The sequence below is a fragment of the Leuconostoc holzapfelii genome (assembly GCF_012396485.1).
Lineage (GTDB): Bacteria > Bacillota > Bacilli > Lactobacillales > Lactobacillaceae > Leuconostoc > Leuconostoc holzapfelii.
On sequence record NZ_JAAXPO010000005.1, the window covers coordinates 158,544 to 172,778 of the forward strand.

Annotated in this window: 12 protein-coding genes; all 12 read left to right on the forward strand. The window is 39.2% G+C overall.

Going from position 1 to position 14,235, the window contains the following annotated elements; genetic code table 11:
- The first annotated feature begins 134 nt into the window (after positions 1 to 134).
- The 12 genes from rfbA (at position 135) to HF966_RS05940 (ending at position 14,092) form a co-directional block, all read left to right on the forward strand.
- The gene (gene rfbA, locus HF966_RS05885; RefSeq protein WP_168677074.1) at positions 135 to 1,019 is read left to right on the forward strand and encodes a glucose-1-phosphate thymidylyltransferase RfbA; all 885 of its coding nucleotides are present in this window, start codon (positions 135 to 137) and stop codon (positions 1,017 to 1,019) included.
- Positions 1,020 to 1,029: 10 nt separating this feature from the next.
- Entirely contained in the window at positions 1,030 to 1,623 is a 594-nt protein-coding gene (locus HF966_RS05890) for a dTDP-4-dehydrorhamnose 3,5-epimerase family protein (protein WP_168677076.1), read from the forward strand.
- A gap of 12 nt (positions 1,624 to 1,635) precedes the next feature.
- Entirely contained in the window at positions 1,636 to 2,673 is a 1,038-nt protein-coding gene (rfbB, locus tag HF966_RS05895) for a dTDP-glucose 4,6-dehydratase (RefSeq protein ID WP_168677078.1), read from the forward strand.
- Positions 2,674 to 2,684: 11 nt separating this feature from the next.
- Entirely contained in the window at positions 2,685 to 3,533 is an 849-nt protein-coding gene (gene rfbD / locus HF966_RS05900; protein WP_168677080.1) for a dTDP-4-dehydrorhamnose reductase, read from the forward strand.
- A 46-nt stretch (positions 3,534 to 3,579) separates the two neighbouring features.
- On the forward strand, positions 3,580 to 3,990 hold the full coding sequence (locus HF966_RS05905; RefSeq protein WP_168677082.1) for a GtrA family protein: 411 nt from the start codon (positions 3,580 to 3,582) through the stop codon (positions 3,988 to 3,990).
- A complete protein-coding gene (locus tag HF966_RS05910; protein ID WP_168677084.1) occupies positions 3,990 to 4,811 on the forward strand; it encodes a glycosyltransferase family 2 protein in 822 nt (273 codons plus the stop codon). Before HF966_RS05905 ends, HF966_RS05910 begins: the two co-directional genes overlap by 1 nt.
- Positions 4,812 to 5,765, forward strand: coding sequence for a glycosyltransferase family 2 protein (locus HF966_RS05915; protein WP_168677086.1), 954 nt, complete (start codon positions 4,812 to 4,814; stop codon positions 5,763 to 5,765). It abuts the gene before it with no gap.
- Positions 5,766 to 5,772: 7 nt separating this feature from the next.
- Positions 5,773 to 8,004, forward strand: coding sequence for a hypothetical protein (locus tag HF966_RS05920; protein ID WP_168677087.1), 2,232 nt, complete (start codon positions 5,773 to 5,775; stop codon positions 8,002 to 8,004).
- Between the two features lie 111 nt (positions 8,005 to 8,115).
- Positions 8,116 to 10,257, forward strand: coding sequence for a GH25 family lysozyme (locus tag HF966_RS05925; protein ID WP_168677088.1), 2,142 nt, complete (start codon positions 8,116 to 8,118; stop codon positions 10,255 to 10,257).
- Between the two features lie 17 nt (positions 10,258 to 10,274).
- The gene (locus HF966_RS05930) at positions 10,275 to 10,721 is read left to right on the forward strand and encodes a hypothetical protein (protein ID WP_168677090.1); all 447 of its coding nucleotides are present in this window, start codon (positions 10,275 to 10,277) and stop codon (positions 10,719 to 10,721) included.
- Between the two features lie 404 nt (positions 10,722 to 11,125).
- Positions 11,126 to 12,709 (forward strand): glycosyltransferase family protein, encoded by a 1,584-nt coding sequence (locus HF966_RS05935; protein ID WP_168677092.1) that lies wholly within the window; start codon positions 11,126 to 11,128, stop codon positions 12,707 to 12,709.
- Positions 12,710 to 12,820: 111 nt separating this feature from the next.
- The gene (locus tag HF966_RS05940) at positions 12,821 to 14,092 is read left to right on the forward strand and encodes a hypothetical protein (protein WP_168677094.1); all 1,272 of its coding nucleotides are present in this window, start codon (positions 12,821 to 12,823) and stop codon (positions 14,090 to 14,092) included.
- Positions 14,093 to 14,235: the final 143 nt, after the last annotated feature.

A 14,235-nucleotide genomic window follows, 5' to 3' on the forward strand; every position in this document is an offset into this window, starting at 1 on the left:
TGTTCAAGCAAATATCTCGACTTTTGCTGGTATATCCAGAGTTATGTTATAATTAGAAAGTATGTGTGAACCAATAAAATGAGACTAGTTCTTCGTCTCGTAAAAAATATGCATAAAATAGAAGGAGACCCATCATGAAAGGCATTATCCTCGCCGGCGGTTCCGGCACACGACTTTATCCCATTACCAAGGCGACTAGTAAGCAATTGGTGCCCATTTATGACAAGCCAATGATTTATTATCCCTTGTCAGTGTTGATGTTGGCCGGCATTCAAGAAATCCTGTTAATTTCGACACCAGAGTATGTGGGACAATTCGAGTCTTTGTTTGGCGATGGCCATGAATTAGGTTTAAGCATCACATATGCCATTCAAGAAGAACCGCGTGGGTTGGCAGATGCCTTTATTGTCGGTGCTGATTTTATTGGTGATGACACGGTGGCGTTGGTCTTAGGCGACAACATCTTCTACGGGGCTGGCTTGTCTGAAAAGCTCCAAGAAGCGGCGCAAAAGACCACTGGGGCGACGGTGTTTGGGTATCAAGTTCATGATCCTGAACGCTTTGGTGTGGTGGAATTTGATGAAGACGGCAAGGCTTTGTCAATTGTTGAAAAGCCAGAACATCCGAAGTCAAATTATGCCGTGACGGGGTTGTATTTCTATGACAATGATGTCGTGGAAATTGCTGCCAATGTGCAACCTTCAGCCCGTGGGGAGATTGAGATTTCAGATATTAACCAAGCTTATCTTGACCGCGGCGACTTAGATGTCCAAGTGATGGGTCGCGGTTTTGCTTGGTTGGATACGGGGACACATGATTCCTTGCTCGAAGCGTCATCATTTATTGCAACAATTCAAAAGCAACAAAACCTCAAAGTCGCTTCACTAGAAGAGATTGCCTATCGGATGGGCTACATTGACCTTGCGCAATTAGAAACATTAGCCCAACCTTTGAAGAAAAATGATTATGGGCAATATTTGTTACGTTTGGCAGCTGCTGAGCAGGCACGCTTAAAGTAAAGGAAATAACATGACAGCAGAATTTTTTGAAAAGCCCTTAGCAGCACGCCAAATTGAAGCCATTCCTGGCATGCTAGAATTTGATTTGCCAGTTCATGGCGATAATCGTGGCTGGTTCAAGGAAAACTTCCAAAAAGAAAAGATGGTACCACTTGGTTTTCCTGAAACTTTCTTTGCCGAAGGTAAGTTGCAAAATAACGTGTCGTTTTCTCGTCAAGGCGTTTTGCGTGGCTTACACGCCGAACCTTGGGATAAGTATATTTCGGTGGCGGACGGCGGTCAAGTCTTAGGCGCATGGGTTGATTTGCGTGCTGGGGATTCATTTGGTCACGTGTACCAAACCGTTATTGATGCCAGCAAGGGCATCTTTGTGCCACGTGGTGTGGCTAACGGTTTCCAAGTCTTGAGTGACACAGTGTCTTACTCATACTTGGTGAACGATTACTGGGCCTTAGAATTGAAGCCAAAGTATGCTTTTGTGAACTATGCTGACCCAACCTTGGGGATTGAATGGGCGGACGTTGCCAATGCCGAAGTGAGTGAAGCCGACAAAAACCATCCACTACTTAAAGATGTGGTGGCGTTGCAACCGGAACAACTATAATTGGAGAGAAACATGACTGAGTATAAAAATATTTTGGTAACTGGTGGGGCTGGTTTCATTGGGGCAAACTTTGTCCGTTACATTGTTGAAGAACAACCAGATGTCTTCGTGACTGTCTTGGATAAGTTGACGTATGCTGGGAATAAAGCCAACTTAGCTGGCTTGCCTGAAGACCGCGTGAAGTTGGTGGTGGGGGACATCGCCGATGCGCCATTGGTGGATCAATTGGTCGCGGAAACAGATGCTGTGATTCACTATGCTGCCGAATCACACAACGACAACTCCCTCAAAGACCCATCACCGTTTGTGCAAACGAACATTATTGGGACGTACACGTTGATTGAAGCAGCACGGAAGTACAACAAGCGTTTCCATCATGTCTCAACCGATGAAGTGTATGGCGATTTGCCATTACGTGAAGACTTGCCAGGGCATGGCGAAGGCGCTGGTGAAAAGTTTACGCCAGAATCACAATACCGGCCTTCAAGCCCTTATTCGTCAACAAAGGCGGGGTCTGACTTGTTAGTGCGGGCTTGGGTGCGTTCGTTTGGCTTGCAAGCAACGATCTCTAACACCTCAAATAACTATGGGCCATACCAACACATTGAAAAGTTCATTCCCCGTCAAGTAACCAACGTTTTGAGTGGCATTAAGCCAAAGTTGTATGGAAATGGGAAAAACGTGCGTGACTGGATTCACACCTATGACCATGCCACAGCCATATGGGCCATCTTGACACAAGGTAAGATCGGGGAGACTTACTTGGTTGGTGCTGACGGCGAAAAGGATAACATCACGGTATTGCGCGCTATTTTGAAGGACATGGGCAAGGCTGAAGACGACTTTGACTTTGTCCAAGATCGTTCTGGGCATGATTTGCGTTATGCCATTGATGCGACCAAGATGCGCGAAGAACTTGGCTGGACACCAAAGTACACGGACTTTGAAACAGGTTTGGCAGATACAATTCAATGGTATGCCGATAACCAAGCCTGGTGGCAAGCTGAAAAAGCCGAAGTTGAAGCCAAGTATGCCCAAAATAATCAATAAGTGAGGGTGCCATGACATTTCTAATTACTGGTGCCAATGGGCAACTGGGACAAGAACTACAAAAACTATTGACGGAACGTGGCTTAGCGTTTACGGCGTTGTCCTCACAGCAACTTGACATTACTGACCGTGCGGCAGTTTTTGCCGCTTTTGACAAAGTGCACCCAACCGTTGTTTTTCATGCAGCAGCTTACACCAAAGTTGACCTTGCCGAAGACGAAGGCCGTGAGACCAATTGGCAAGTGAACGTTAATGGTACGAAGAATGTGGCTGATGCAGCTAAGGCACACCAAGCCAAGCTGGTGGCGGTGTCAACCGATTATGTATTTGATGGCACTAACGTGGCAGATTATCTGGAAAGTGATCCAGTGAACCCAAAAAATGCCTATGGTCGCGCTAAGCTGGCCGGTGAGTTAGCTGTCATTGAAAGTGGCGCATCAGCCTATATCGTGCGCACAAGTTGGGTCTTTGGTGAATTTGGCAATAACTTTGTGTATACAATGCAACGCCTGGCCAAAGCACATCCGAAATTAACGGTGGTCAATGATCAGTTAGGTCGTCCTACTTGGACGCGAACATTGGCGGCGTTCATGTTGCACCTGATTGAGGTTGAGGCCAGTTATGGGACGTATCATTTATCAAATGATGATACAGCCACGTGGTATGACTTTGCCCGTGAAATTTTAAAAGGGGAACCAGTGATTGTTGAACCGGTGACCAGTGCAGAATTTCCGCAAAAGGCCTATCGTCCAAAGCATTCAGTGATGAGCTTGGCAAAGGCTAAAGCAACGGGCTTTGATATTCCAAGCTGGCGTGAAGCACTCGCGCAGTTTTTAGTCAACCAACAGATGGAAGATTAACCTCTTGTCACTGTTGAAATTTCCGTCACGAAAGGATTTCTCTAATATGCTAGAAAACATAAAAAAAATAATCATGGATGAAAAATTCAGATTCTTGATGGTTGGCGGATTCAACACTTTTTTTGGATTTTTAATTTTTTCTGGTTTGACTTTATCATTAAAAACAGTGCCTCATGGTTATATGATTGGACTAATTGTTTCGCAAATTACTTCAAATTTTGTGGCATTTTATCTTCATCGAAAAGTTACTTTTCGTGTTAAGGGACAATTTGTTAAAGATCTTGTCCGTTTTACGATGATTAATGCAGTAAGTTATGCTATTAATTTGGTTGCATTGCCGCTATTGGTTAATGTTGGACATATTGATCCAATTAGTGGTCAATTCTTAATCTTAATTGTCACAACGATCATTAGTTTTGTGGGACATAAATTTTTTTCATTTAGGAGAGCAAAATAATGTTAGATATTTCGATTGTAATACCTGCTTATAAAGCCCGACCATTTATTGAAGAAACGGTTCACTCGATTTTGAACCAAAAAGGGGTTAAGATTGATTTGTCTGTTGCGATTCAAGGACCAGATGATGGTACACGTGAATTGCTTGAAAAAATTGCCAAAAAAGACCCACGTTTAAAAATTTATACTGGACCAGTTGGTGCAGCAAAAGAGAATTGGCAATTTATTTCAAAGCAAGCAACGGGACGGTATATCAAATTGGTCCCACAAGATGATGTTTTGTTACCTGGAATTTTGCAACGTCAGTTTGAATTACTAGAATCAAACCCTAATGCTGTGTTAACTGCAAGTTTGCGTGAAATTATTGATGACCATAATCAAGTTATTAAAAAAAGTTGGGGTTTATATGGCTTGAATAGACCAATGCCTGGAGAAATGGTCATTCGGCGAGTAGTTGGACTGGGTCTGAACGCATTAGGCGAACCAGGTGGGGTTCTCATGAAACGCGACGTATTTGAACGAGCCGGTGGGTGGGATTTTAGTCATCCGTATGTTGTGGATTTGGAAACTTATTTAAACGTTTTGGCATCAGGTGAGTTCGTACCAGATAGAGTTGTGGGGGTAAAATTCAGAGTGAGTTCAGGTCAGTGGACAGCAGAATTACAAGATGTTCAAAGCCAACATGTTATTAGGATGAATCAAACAATGCACCAAAAATATCCTAATATCGTCACAACTTGGGTGTTGTGGCGAGGAAATTTGATGGCAAAGGCGATGCAATCTATGCGCTTTTTGATATACAAAGTAAGAGGAATGAAGTAAATGGCAGCAAAAAAATTGGCAATTGTTTTGCCGGCGTATAACGAAGAAGAAGTGATTGAGAAAACAACGGCAGAATTGCACAAACTGTTGAATGAGATGGTATTATCTGACAAAATATCGGCGGAAAGTTTTATTTTATATGTTGATGACGGTTCAAAAGATAATACTTGGGCACTAGTTAATGCTTTAAATGAAAAATATGGCAATGTTTTTGGCTTACGTTTTAGTGCAAATTTTGGGCATCAAAATGCACTCATCGCGGGCATGACACATCTCACAGACGCGGATGTGGATTATGTGGTTACAATTGATGCAGATTTGCAAGATGATCCGCAAGCCATTGTTGAAATGGTTGACTTGGCTAATCAGGGGAAAGATATTATTTATGGTGTCCGCAACGATCGAACATCTGACACTTTCTTTAAGCGTTTCACAGCGCAAAGTTTCTATAAGGTTATGTCCGCGTTGGGCGTGAATTCAATTCCGAATCATGCGGATTTTCGTCTTGTGAATCAAAAAGTTTTACGCGCATTTTCTGCCTATCAAGAACGTGAAATGTTTTTACGGGGCATTTTCCCGTTGATTGGCTTTAATGAGGCGAAAGTTTATTATGCTCGTGCTGAACGTGAGGCTGGTGAAACGAAGTATCCTTTGCGTAAAATGATTAAATTTGCGGCGACGGGAATCACATCATTTTCTATCTCACCGATCACTTTTGTTCGCAATGTTGGTTTGGGAATTTTTGGTATTAGTATTTTAAGCTTAATTTATATTGTCATTGGTTGGGCATTTGGTAGAACATCAGCAGGATGGCCAACATTGATGGTATCTATTTGGATGTTGGGTGGGTTGCAATTAGTTGCGATTGGTATTATTGGAGAATATATTGGTAAAATTTTCCTAGAAGTTAAACATCGCCCAAGGTATATTATTGCTGAAAAGATTGGTGAATAAACGCATCATGAATATCATACAAAAAGCACGGAATCGTTGGCAAAATTCAGTTGGTGCTCTGGCTCTTATAATCGTTGTTGTTACAATTTTTAGTTTGATTCCGCTTATATTTTATAAGCGATTTTATTTTTTAGATGATACCCAAAGAGGGGCAATTGGACAATGGTATGAGGTCGGGAAACTATTGGCACAAGGACATTTGCCGATATTTAATGTAGCGGCCCAAGGTTCCGGAAATTATTTAGCAGAGGGGCAATGGGGGACTTTTAATCCGCTCGTTTGGCTAATTGCAACTGCAGTTTATCATTCGTCCAATTTTTTGATCTTTGCGACTGTATTTAAAATTTTCTTATTAAATTTGTTAGGCACTGGCACATTCATGTTGGCTAAATCGATGTCGATAACGGAGAGATATGCCACTATTTATGGAATAATAACACCATTTGTTGGCTTTACGCTTTTTGCCGGTGCTTCTTCCTGGGTGACGGATTTAATGGTATCCGCAATGTTTCCTTGGTTTTGGTATGTACTTCGCCTTTTTCTGAGTAAAAAGACTGGGCCAATCTTAGTTTTCATTGTTGGCTACGCAATCATAACAATTGGCTACGTATTTGGGACAATCATGCTAATTTCAGTTATGTTGGGTGCGTTAGTTGGTGCCGCTGTTGAAAAAAATTGGCGTCATGCTCGAAAAGTGGTATTTCTTGGTATTGCACTTGCAGCAACAACTATTGCGGTATATTTACCCGGAATCGCAATTTCGTCAGTGACGATGCGTAACACGGAAGGCATCTTCAATGACAATTTCTTATCACCTAATTTGTCAGATTTGTTCTTTTCATTTTCACCTGTCAGTTATTCTGAGATGAACTCCTGGTGGATGGCAAGTGGCGTGACCTATCTGCCGTTTATGTACATTAGTTGGTTTGTGCTACTGGTCGTGTTCATTGATTTTCGTCAATTTAAGGCGTTCATAACGAACCATCGTATATCTTTTATTCAGTGGTCAGCGCCGATGCTGGTAACGTTTTTACTGCTTTTTGGTCCTGCAAATATTGGTCCCTTGCGTTTTCCAGTTCGTATGATGGCTTACTTCGGTCAACTATTCTTGTTGATGATTGTTTTGCTAATTGATAATCTTGGGCTACGATTTAACAAAACCCGAGTGCGCTGGTTCATTTTTGTCATCGTATTGGGATCTTATCTCGAAATTGCAAATACGCCTGCTCGAACTAAGTCTATTATTATAATTAATATCATTATTGCTGCTCTAGTTAGTGCCTTGGCTTATCTTGGTAGTGGTAAAAAAAGTATTCCCCTAAAATGGGTGAATTTGAAGGTTAAACATCCGGTTTTAATGATGGTATCACTGACCATTGCATTGTCAGGATTTTCATTACTTGTTCAACAACGGGTCATTGGTCGTCAGAATGATGCAATTCAAAATCAGCATATTACGTATGTTTATCCTGATTATCAAATGCCAGCCAAAAAGACTGAAGTTTTAAAAACTGCTGAAAAATTCAAAGGCAATTCAGTCGTATTAGGTTTCAATAGACACACAATTATGGGCAACGATTGGTATCTCACAGCTAATAATTCAATGAACGTATACACCCCTGTTGGATTTAAAAAGTTTAGTGATGACTTTAGAGGGAGTGATCCCACGCGTATTTCTATCAAAAACTATTCTAAACTTTTTGAATTAGATGATCAGACAAAGATGCCTTTGGTGGACTTGCTCGCAGTGGATACTGTTGCAGTTGGGAATGAGGGGAATCACAAGGCTTATTATCAGATTGTTCGCCATCATAATGTGCCTAATGGTTGGCAATTAACTTCTTTTGACTCGTCCTATGCAATCATTCAGCGTATTCGTAGTAGTCAACCAATTGGTAGCATCGTGTCAAGTAATGTAAATGGCATTGATCAAATTATAAATAGTAATTATGGCGTAAAGTTTAAACTTCCCCCCCATGAAACTACGGCAGACATTGTTTTCTCAAGGACAGCGTGGCCAGGCTATAAAGTTAGTGGTGGGCAGGGCGTTTTGGATAAACCGTTGCGAGGCTATCTTGTGCGAATTAAAGTACCGGCATCTAAAAAAGCTACGACCATTAATTTACAGTTTGAACCGCCCTTTTTTAAAGCTTCAGTTGCTCTGATATTTTTTGCCATAACTAGTGTATTGTTTTGGTCATTTGGACGTCTAATGTTTAAATATAAGAAAATAAGTTAACCCTGTCAGTAAATTTAGCCATGTTCTGTTTTTTCAGAAGGTGGCTTTTAATGTCAATGTGCAAAAACACTTATTTTTGATACAATGAATAGTAATGGGTGGAGTTTAGTTTTGAAAGTAGATGATGTGATGAAAAAAACAAATATTAAAGTGTTCTGGATAATATTGTTGATGGTTGGAATGGGGATTTTGACTGAAAAATCAGCAGTATCGGCAGCACAACAACCAAGCGTTCAATATCGATCACAAGTACAAGATATTGGTTGGCAGGATTACGTGGCGGATGGTCAAACATCCGGCACGACGGGGCAAGGCAAGCGATTGGAAGCCACCTCGATTCAGTTGTCTAATTTGGACGGTAATTTAACAGGCAGTATTCAATATCAGACTCATGTTCAAAATATTGGCTGGCAAAACTGGACACAAGATGGTAGTGTGAGTGGGACTGTCGGCCAATCCTTGCGTCTTGAAGCCATTAAAATCAAACTATCCGGTACTGTTGCAAACGCATATGATGTTTATTACCGTGTTCATGCCCAAAATTTTGGTTGGCTGGGATGGACATCGAATGGTCAAGAAGCTGGCACAACTGGCTATGGCTATCGATTGGAAGCAATGGAGGTTGTCCTAGTACCCAAAGGACAAGGGGCGCCAGGTAGTACATTAAACTCGTTTTATAATAACAATAGCGGCCCGACTGTACAGTATCGAACCCATGTGCAGGATTTTGGTTGGCAAGATTCGGTTTCAGACGGACAAACAGCTGGCACAACTGGTCAGTCTAAGCGCTTAGAAGCAGCGATGTTTCAGTTAGGAAATCAAACTGCGGCAACAACTGGTAGTATTCAATATCAAACACAAATACAAAATATTGGTTGGCAATCTTGGGTTCAAGATGGCGAGCTCTCTGGGACACAAGGTCAATCTTTGAGGTTAGAAACAATCCGAATAAAACTAACCGGAAATATAGCGAATTTTTACGATGTTTATTATCGTGTTCATGCTGAGAATTTTGGTTGGCTGGGATGGGCCACAAATGGCCAGGATGCTGGGACAGTTGGATATGGTTATCGCTTAGAGGCCATGCAGGTTGTTTTGGTCCCCAAAGGTCAGGCTGCACCTGGAGACACGTCTAATTCTTCTTATACAAAGCAGCCCAACCCAAGCGTTAATTATCAAACCAATGTGCAAAACATTGGTTGGCAAGATAGTGTATCAAATGGTTCAACATCTGGTACTACAGGTCAAGCTCTGCGAATTGAGGCACTAAAAGCCAATATCAGTAATTTGTCAGATAATGTTGCTGGTGGTATAAACTATAAAGCTTTTGTCCAAAATATTGGTTGGCAATCAGAAGTGGCCGATAATACGGTAGCCGGTACTTCCGGTCAAAGTTTACGTGTGGAAGCATTGACATTTAACTTAACTGGGACACTAAGTAATGTATATGACGTTTATTATCGCACATACGTGCAAAATTATGGTTGGCTAGGCTGGGCAGCCAATGGTCAAAATGCAGGGACCACAGGTAGGTCGTTGCGTATCGAAGCTCTACAAATTCAGCTGGTCAAGAAAGGGAGCGCTGCACCAGGCGGTGGCACGGCATACTTGGCGCCGGAACCATCGGATTTTATTGATGTTTCATCTAATCAAAGTGATCTGACGCAAGCAGATTTCAATGCACTGCACGCTGCAGGGATCAAAACGGCAGTGGTCAAACTGTCAGAATATACGACTTATAAAAACCCATTCGCAGCTACACAAATTAGTTATGCGAGAAATGCAGGTATGAAAATAGCAGTCTACCATTATGCATGGTTCACAAATCAAGCAGAAGCGACAAATGAAGCAAATTATTTTGCTAACTATGCCCAGACTTTGGGATTACCGAGTGATACTGTGATGGTAGATGATTACGAAGTGAACTATGCTGTAGATAGTAGTGGAGATAAGGTGGCAGATCTTGATACATTCCGGAGCACACTAGCACAACGAGGTTATGGTAACGTTGTCGATTATTCCTACCAGTCAATTATTGGCCCAGGAAATATTGTAGACACTAATCGAATTAGTCCCAATGATATTTGGATTGCGCAGTATCCAAATAATACCAACCCAGCTGCTGCGCGAGCTTTACAATATAATAGCCAATTTGCAGCCTGGCAATACAGTTCGAATAAGTATTTCTCGGGATTATCACGGAGTATACCATTAGACGTAAGTATTGATTATTCAGGGAGGTTTACAAATTGAAAAAAAGAAGATTAGCTTTGTATCTTAGTGCTATTATCTTAGTCTTCCTCGCTATTGCGGCAGCTGTGTTGTTGATGAAGGGGACACAACCCTCTTCAAAAAATTCTCAAGCAATGACGACATCTCATCAAGAGAAGAGGTCGATTAAATCTGACAATAGCACCAGTTCATCAGGTTCAACATTGTCAGAATCAAGTCAAGTGTCGCAAGAAAATAGGCAATCATCTAGTGCACCACAGCAATCAGGTTCAACTATGGATAGTCGCCCGGAAAGTAACGATCATGCTAATCTCAAAAGTCGAGATCAGCAGGTAACGATTTCAGCTACTGAAATTCGTTCTACACGCGGAATTCTAAGAAATGCTGGTATTGATGATTCAAAATTTACAGATCAAGAGATCGAAGATTTGATGAACCAATCAATTCAGACTGGTAAGCCAATTCCAGATTTAGCTCGTAAATAAAAAGCTACCGCTGGTAGCTTTTTATTTGTTTTATTGATTAATCTTCTAGTTTAATGTATTCAAAGCAACCGAAGCGGAGAATGCATGAGGTATTGGACACAAAAGTATGATGAAAATCTGAAACCCACTTTGAGAATTAATTTCACAAGTCCCTACTAAATTTGACTAGTTAGTAGCTAAATAGTATATTTGAAAGAGTGCATTATCGATTCAGTTGTTTTTGTTTCATCATTCTTGATTAAACCTAAACCATGTTCGATATTTTTTATTCTATTAAGTACAGCATGTCCCGTGAGTGAAAATCACCCATAAATATAATATAAATAATATTTTAACGGCTGGGAGAAAGCTGGAAAAAAGTATATGTTCGCAGCGTGTTTGGTTAGGAGGAAAATGTTTTATTTATGATTATTAAAACAAAAAAAGTAATTGCGGGAGTATTAACCCTGATTGCTCTACTCATTCTTTTTTGTGTCCTGTTTTCTGGAAATTATGTTAATGGGAATGCCACATTTAATAACCACTTTGAGGCGTATTCATTCATAAAATATAGTGGGCTGGCCTTTATTCTAGTAGGGATATCAGCAATGACAATTAAATTGTCGTTTAGACACGAAAAAATCATTAAACTTTTGTTATGGATGTTAATTATATTCATGGCAATTATCGCATTGATAATTCAACCTTATGCGCCTGTCTACGATAGCATGAATGTTAATGAACAAGTTTTTGAACTAGTCCAAAACTATCCTAATCCACACTGGTCAACTTATTTCAGTGTTTTTCCAAATAATGTACCAATCACCATTTTCTTGTTTTGGATAGATTTTCTGTTCAAGTACTTTTTAAAGAGTATGAATGATCTTTTGCTACTGAATGCAATTGTTGGACAAGTTTTAATGTTGTTGTCTCTTCATTCTTTGTCAAAAATTGCAGAAAAAATATATGGATATAACGCAAGAAACGTGTTGCTTGTTTTTTGTTTGTTCACGCCGACATATTTGATGCAGTTTACACAAATTGGATATTCAGACACCTTTTCACTGCCGTTTCTTATTATCGGAATTAAGTACTTGATAAATGTATTTTATAATTCCAATGAAGATTCACCAAAAATAACAGACATTAAGTCGATTAATTGGGGTTTATGTAAAAATATTTTTTGTTCCGGTCTCTATCTGTCGATTGCATTATTTCTTAGACCTAATGTTATCGTAGCGCTATTAGGTGTGTTTGTCGTATTAGGCACCTTTTTTTGGAAACAGTGGCGAAGAATCGCTTTCTTATGTGTTGTAGTATTATTTTTTTCATTTGGTGCTCAAAGAGTTTCAGAGTTTACGCAAGAAAAAACAAATTATTACCAACTTTCAATTAATCAAGATAATCAAATGCCTACCGAATCGTGGCTTTTGACTGCCTACTATTTAGGTGGAAGGTCTGGAAATGAGATTAATCAAATTACGGACAAGTATGTAAGTTTTAGCCAAAGAAAAGCTTATATTCAAAAAGAGTTGTTTAAAAAAATTAAAGCGCTAGGTGTTTTGGGGATTATTATGACATGGCGCGATAAGGCGAATATTTTATTTGGCATAAAGTCAGATTTTGGTATGCAATATTTTTCAAGCTTCAGAAACGCAAGTGATAAAAAGAGACAAAATTGGTACGAGGCAACATACAGGTTTTTAACACCAAAAATGATTCACATAACGATGACCGCAACTTTAACAAGTTTGTTCTCATTTATCTTAATACCATTTTTGTTACACAAAAATAGAAGGCAAACGACTTTATTTTCAAGTACGTCATTCCAAAAGAAAACTATTTTATTGCTAATTTTGTCCATATTTGATTCCTTGTCATTATTCTATATTTTGCTTTGGGAAGTGCAAGAGCATTACATTTATATGATGCTACCGTTTCTACTTCTTTTAGGTGCAGTGACATGGACATTGATTTTAGAAAATTTTATTAAACGTCAACGCAAGTAAACTCAAACATTGCAAAACTCAGCCATGTAAAAATAATTAATTATTATCGTTTGTATTATTTGATCATACGTGTAAATATAATTTACGGTAAAAGTATAGAGGTGTATGCTTATGTCTTCCAGTCTTATAAAGTATTTCATAAAAAAGCAACAAGTTGTTTTTTATTTGTTTTTTGCAAGTGTGTGGTTTGCCATATTCCTTGCTCAATTAAATTTATACCCCGAAAATAGTGCAAATGATCTAAGTCTATATCAGTTACCATGGTGGAAATATCTTTCGACGCATGGTTTTCATGGAATAGCAACGATTAACTCTGAAGTTTATTCTCAAATAGGTGATCAGCGTTACTATGCTGATTACACTTCAGTATGGTATTTTATAATTGTGGTTATCACAAAGCTGGGCGTACATCCCAATGTTACAAGCGTTGCAGCAGCAATTAAGTGTATTGGCGCTGGATTTACAATTATGTCATCTGTTGTAACCTTCTTAATTGTGAAGTATTTTCAAGTAAATAAGTCAGAAAAGCAATGGAATGCAGTATTCGCAGCAATGCTAATTCTGTTTATACCACCTTTTTTTGGAGATATGCTTAAAACAAATCTTCCTGATAGTGCATATATTGCACTAGTACTTCTCTCATTACTTATGTTTCTCAAAGAAAAATATGGGTTTTCGTGGTTCATTTTTGGCGTTGCAATTTATTTTAAAGCTATGGCGTTATATATTGCGCCACTGTATATATTTTTGTACTTATTTAATTTAAAAAACACATCAATTATTGAAAAACTAGCACCGTTATTTTCCTTTCTTGGCTTGATTTCTGCTTCATTGCCAGGGTACTTTGCTGGGCTAACACTCTTTGAGAGTGCTTTTGGCACTTTATTAGAACGTACAAGTAGTACGGGTGGTGCTGAAAATGGCTTTTTGAGTATCTTTGACGGGAAAGATCAGTTTGTTAACTTCCCAGTAATCTCTCAAAATAACCTTGGCCATTTTCAAATTATAAGCATTCTTTTGATGTTTAGTTATTTTTGTTTAGTTATTTTTTTGATGTTTCAAACTAAATCAGAAGTAGGGCTGAAAATATCGCTATTAGATTTAACAATTATTTCACCTCTTATTTTTTGGTTCTTTTTGCCGGGACAACATGAAAACTATTTCTCTATATCGGCAGTATTTTCTTTTTTGGTTTTTTTCATCGCGCCAACGAAAAAATACTTTATCTTGATGGGAATCCTCAACTTTTTAGTTTGGGAATCGTATCATTTTGTACCTAAATTATTATTTAACCCATATCTCTTCATTATCATAATGTTTTATTTGACTTGGGAAATCATAAAAAGATCAGAGCTTCATATGACTGAACAACTTATTAGCTGATGGCTTAATTTTATAAATGGCAGATTGTAAAATTAAACCGAACACCTTGCATAAAAAAACTGCAGAGACTTTAATGGTAATTGACTAAAATCAACCATAAAGGATCTGCAGCTTATGTCTTCTAGTTTATCAGCTCACGAACG

Excerpts from the sequence above, each read along its gene's own strand:
- rfbA (WP_168677074.1), top strand. The coding sequence starts at position 135 with ATGAAAGGCATTATCCTCGCCGGCGGTTCCGGCACACGACTTTATCCC.
- HF966_RS05890 (WP_168677076.1), top strand. The coding sequence starts at position 1,030 with ATGACAGCAGAATTTTTTGAAAAGCCCTTAGCAGCACGCCAAATTGAA.
- rfbB (WP_168677078.1), top strand. The coding sequence starts at position 1,636 with ATGACTGAGTATAAAAATATTTTGGTAACTGGTGGGGCTGGTTTCATT.
- rfbD (WP_168677080.1), top strand. The coding sequence starts at position 2,685 with ATGACATTTCTAATTACTGGTGCCAATGGGCAACTGGGACAAGAACTA.
- HF966_RS05905 (WP_168677082.1), top strand. The coding sequence starts at position 3,580 with ATGCTAGAAAACATAAAAAAAATAATCATGGATGAAAAATTCAGATTC.
- HF966_RS05910 (WP_168677084.1), top strand. The coding sequence starts at position 3,990 with ATGTTAGATATTTCGATTGTAATACCTGCTTATAAAGCCCGACCATTT.
- HF966_RS05915 (WP_168677086.1), top strand. The coding sequence starts at position 4,812 with ATGGCAGCAAAAAAATTGGCAATTGTTTTGCCGGCGTATAACGAAGAA.
- HF966_RS05920 (WP_168677087.1), top strand. The coding sequence starts at position 5,773 with ATGAATATCATACAAAAAGCACGGAATCGTTGGCAAAATTCAGTTGGT.
- HF966_RS05935 (WP_168677092.1), top strand. The coding sequence starts at position 11,126 with ATGATTATTAAAACAAAAAAAGTAATTGCGGGAGTATTAACCCTGATT.
- HF966_RS05940 (WP_168677094.1), top strand. The coding sequence starts at position 12,821 with ATGTCTTCCAGTCTTATAAAGTATTTCATAAAAAAGCAACAAGTTGTT.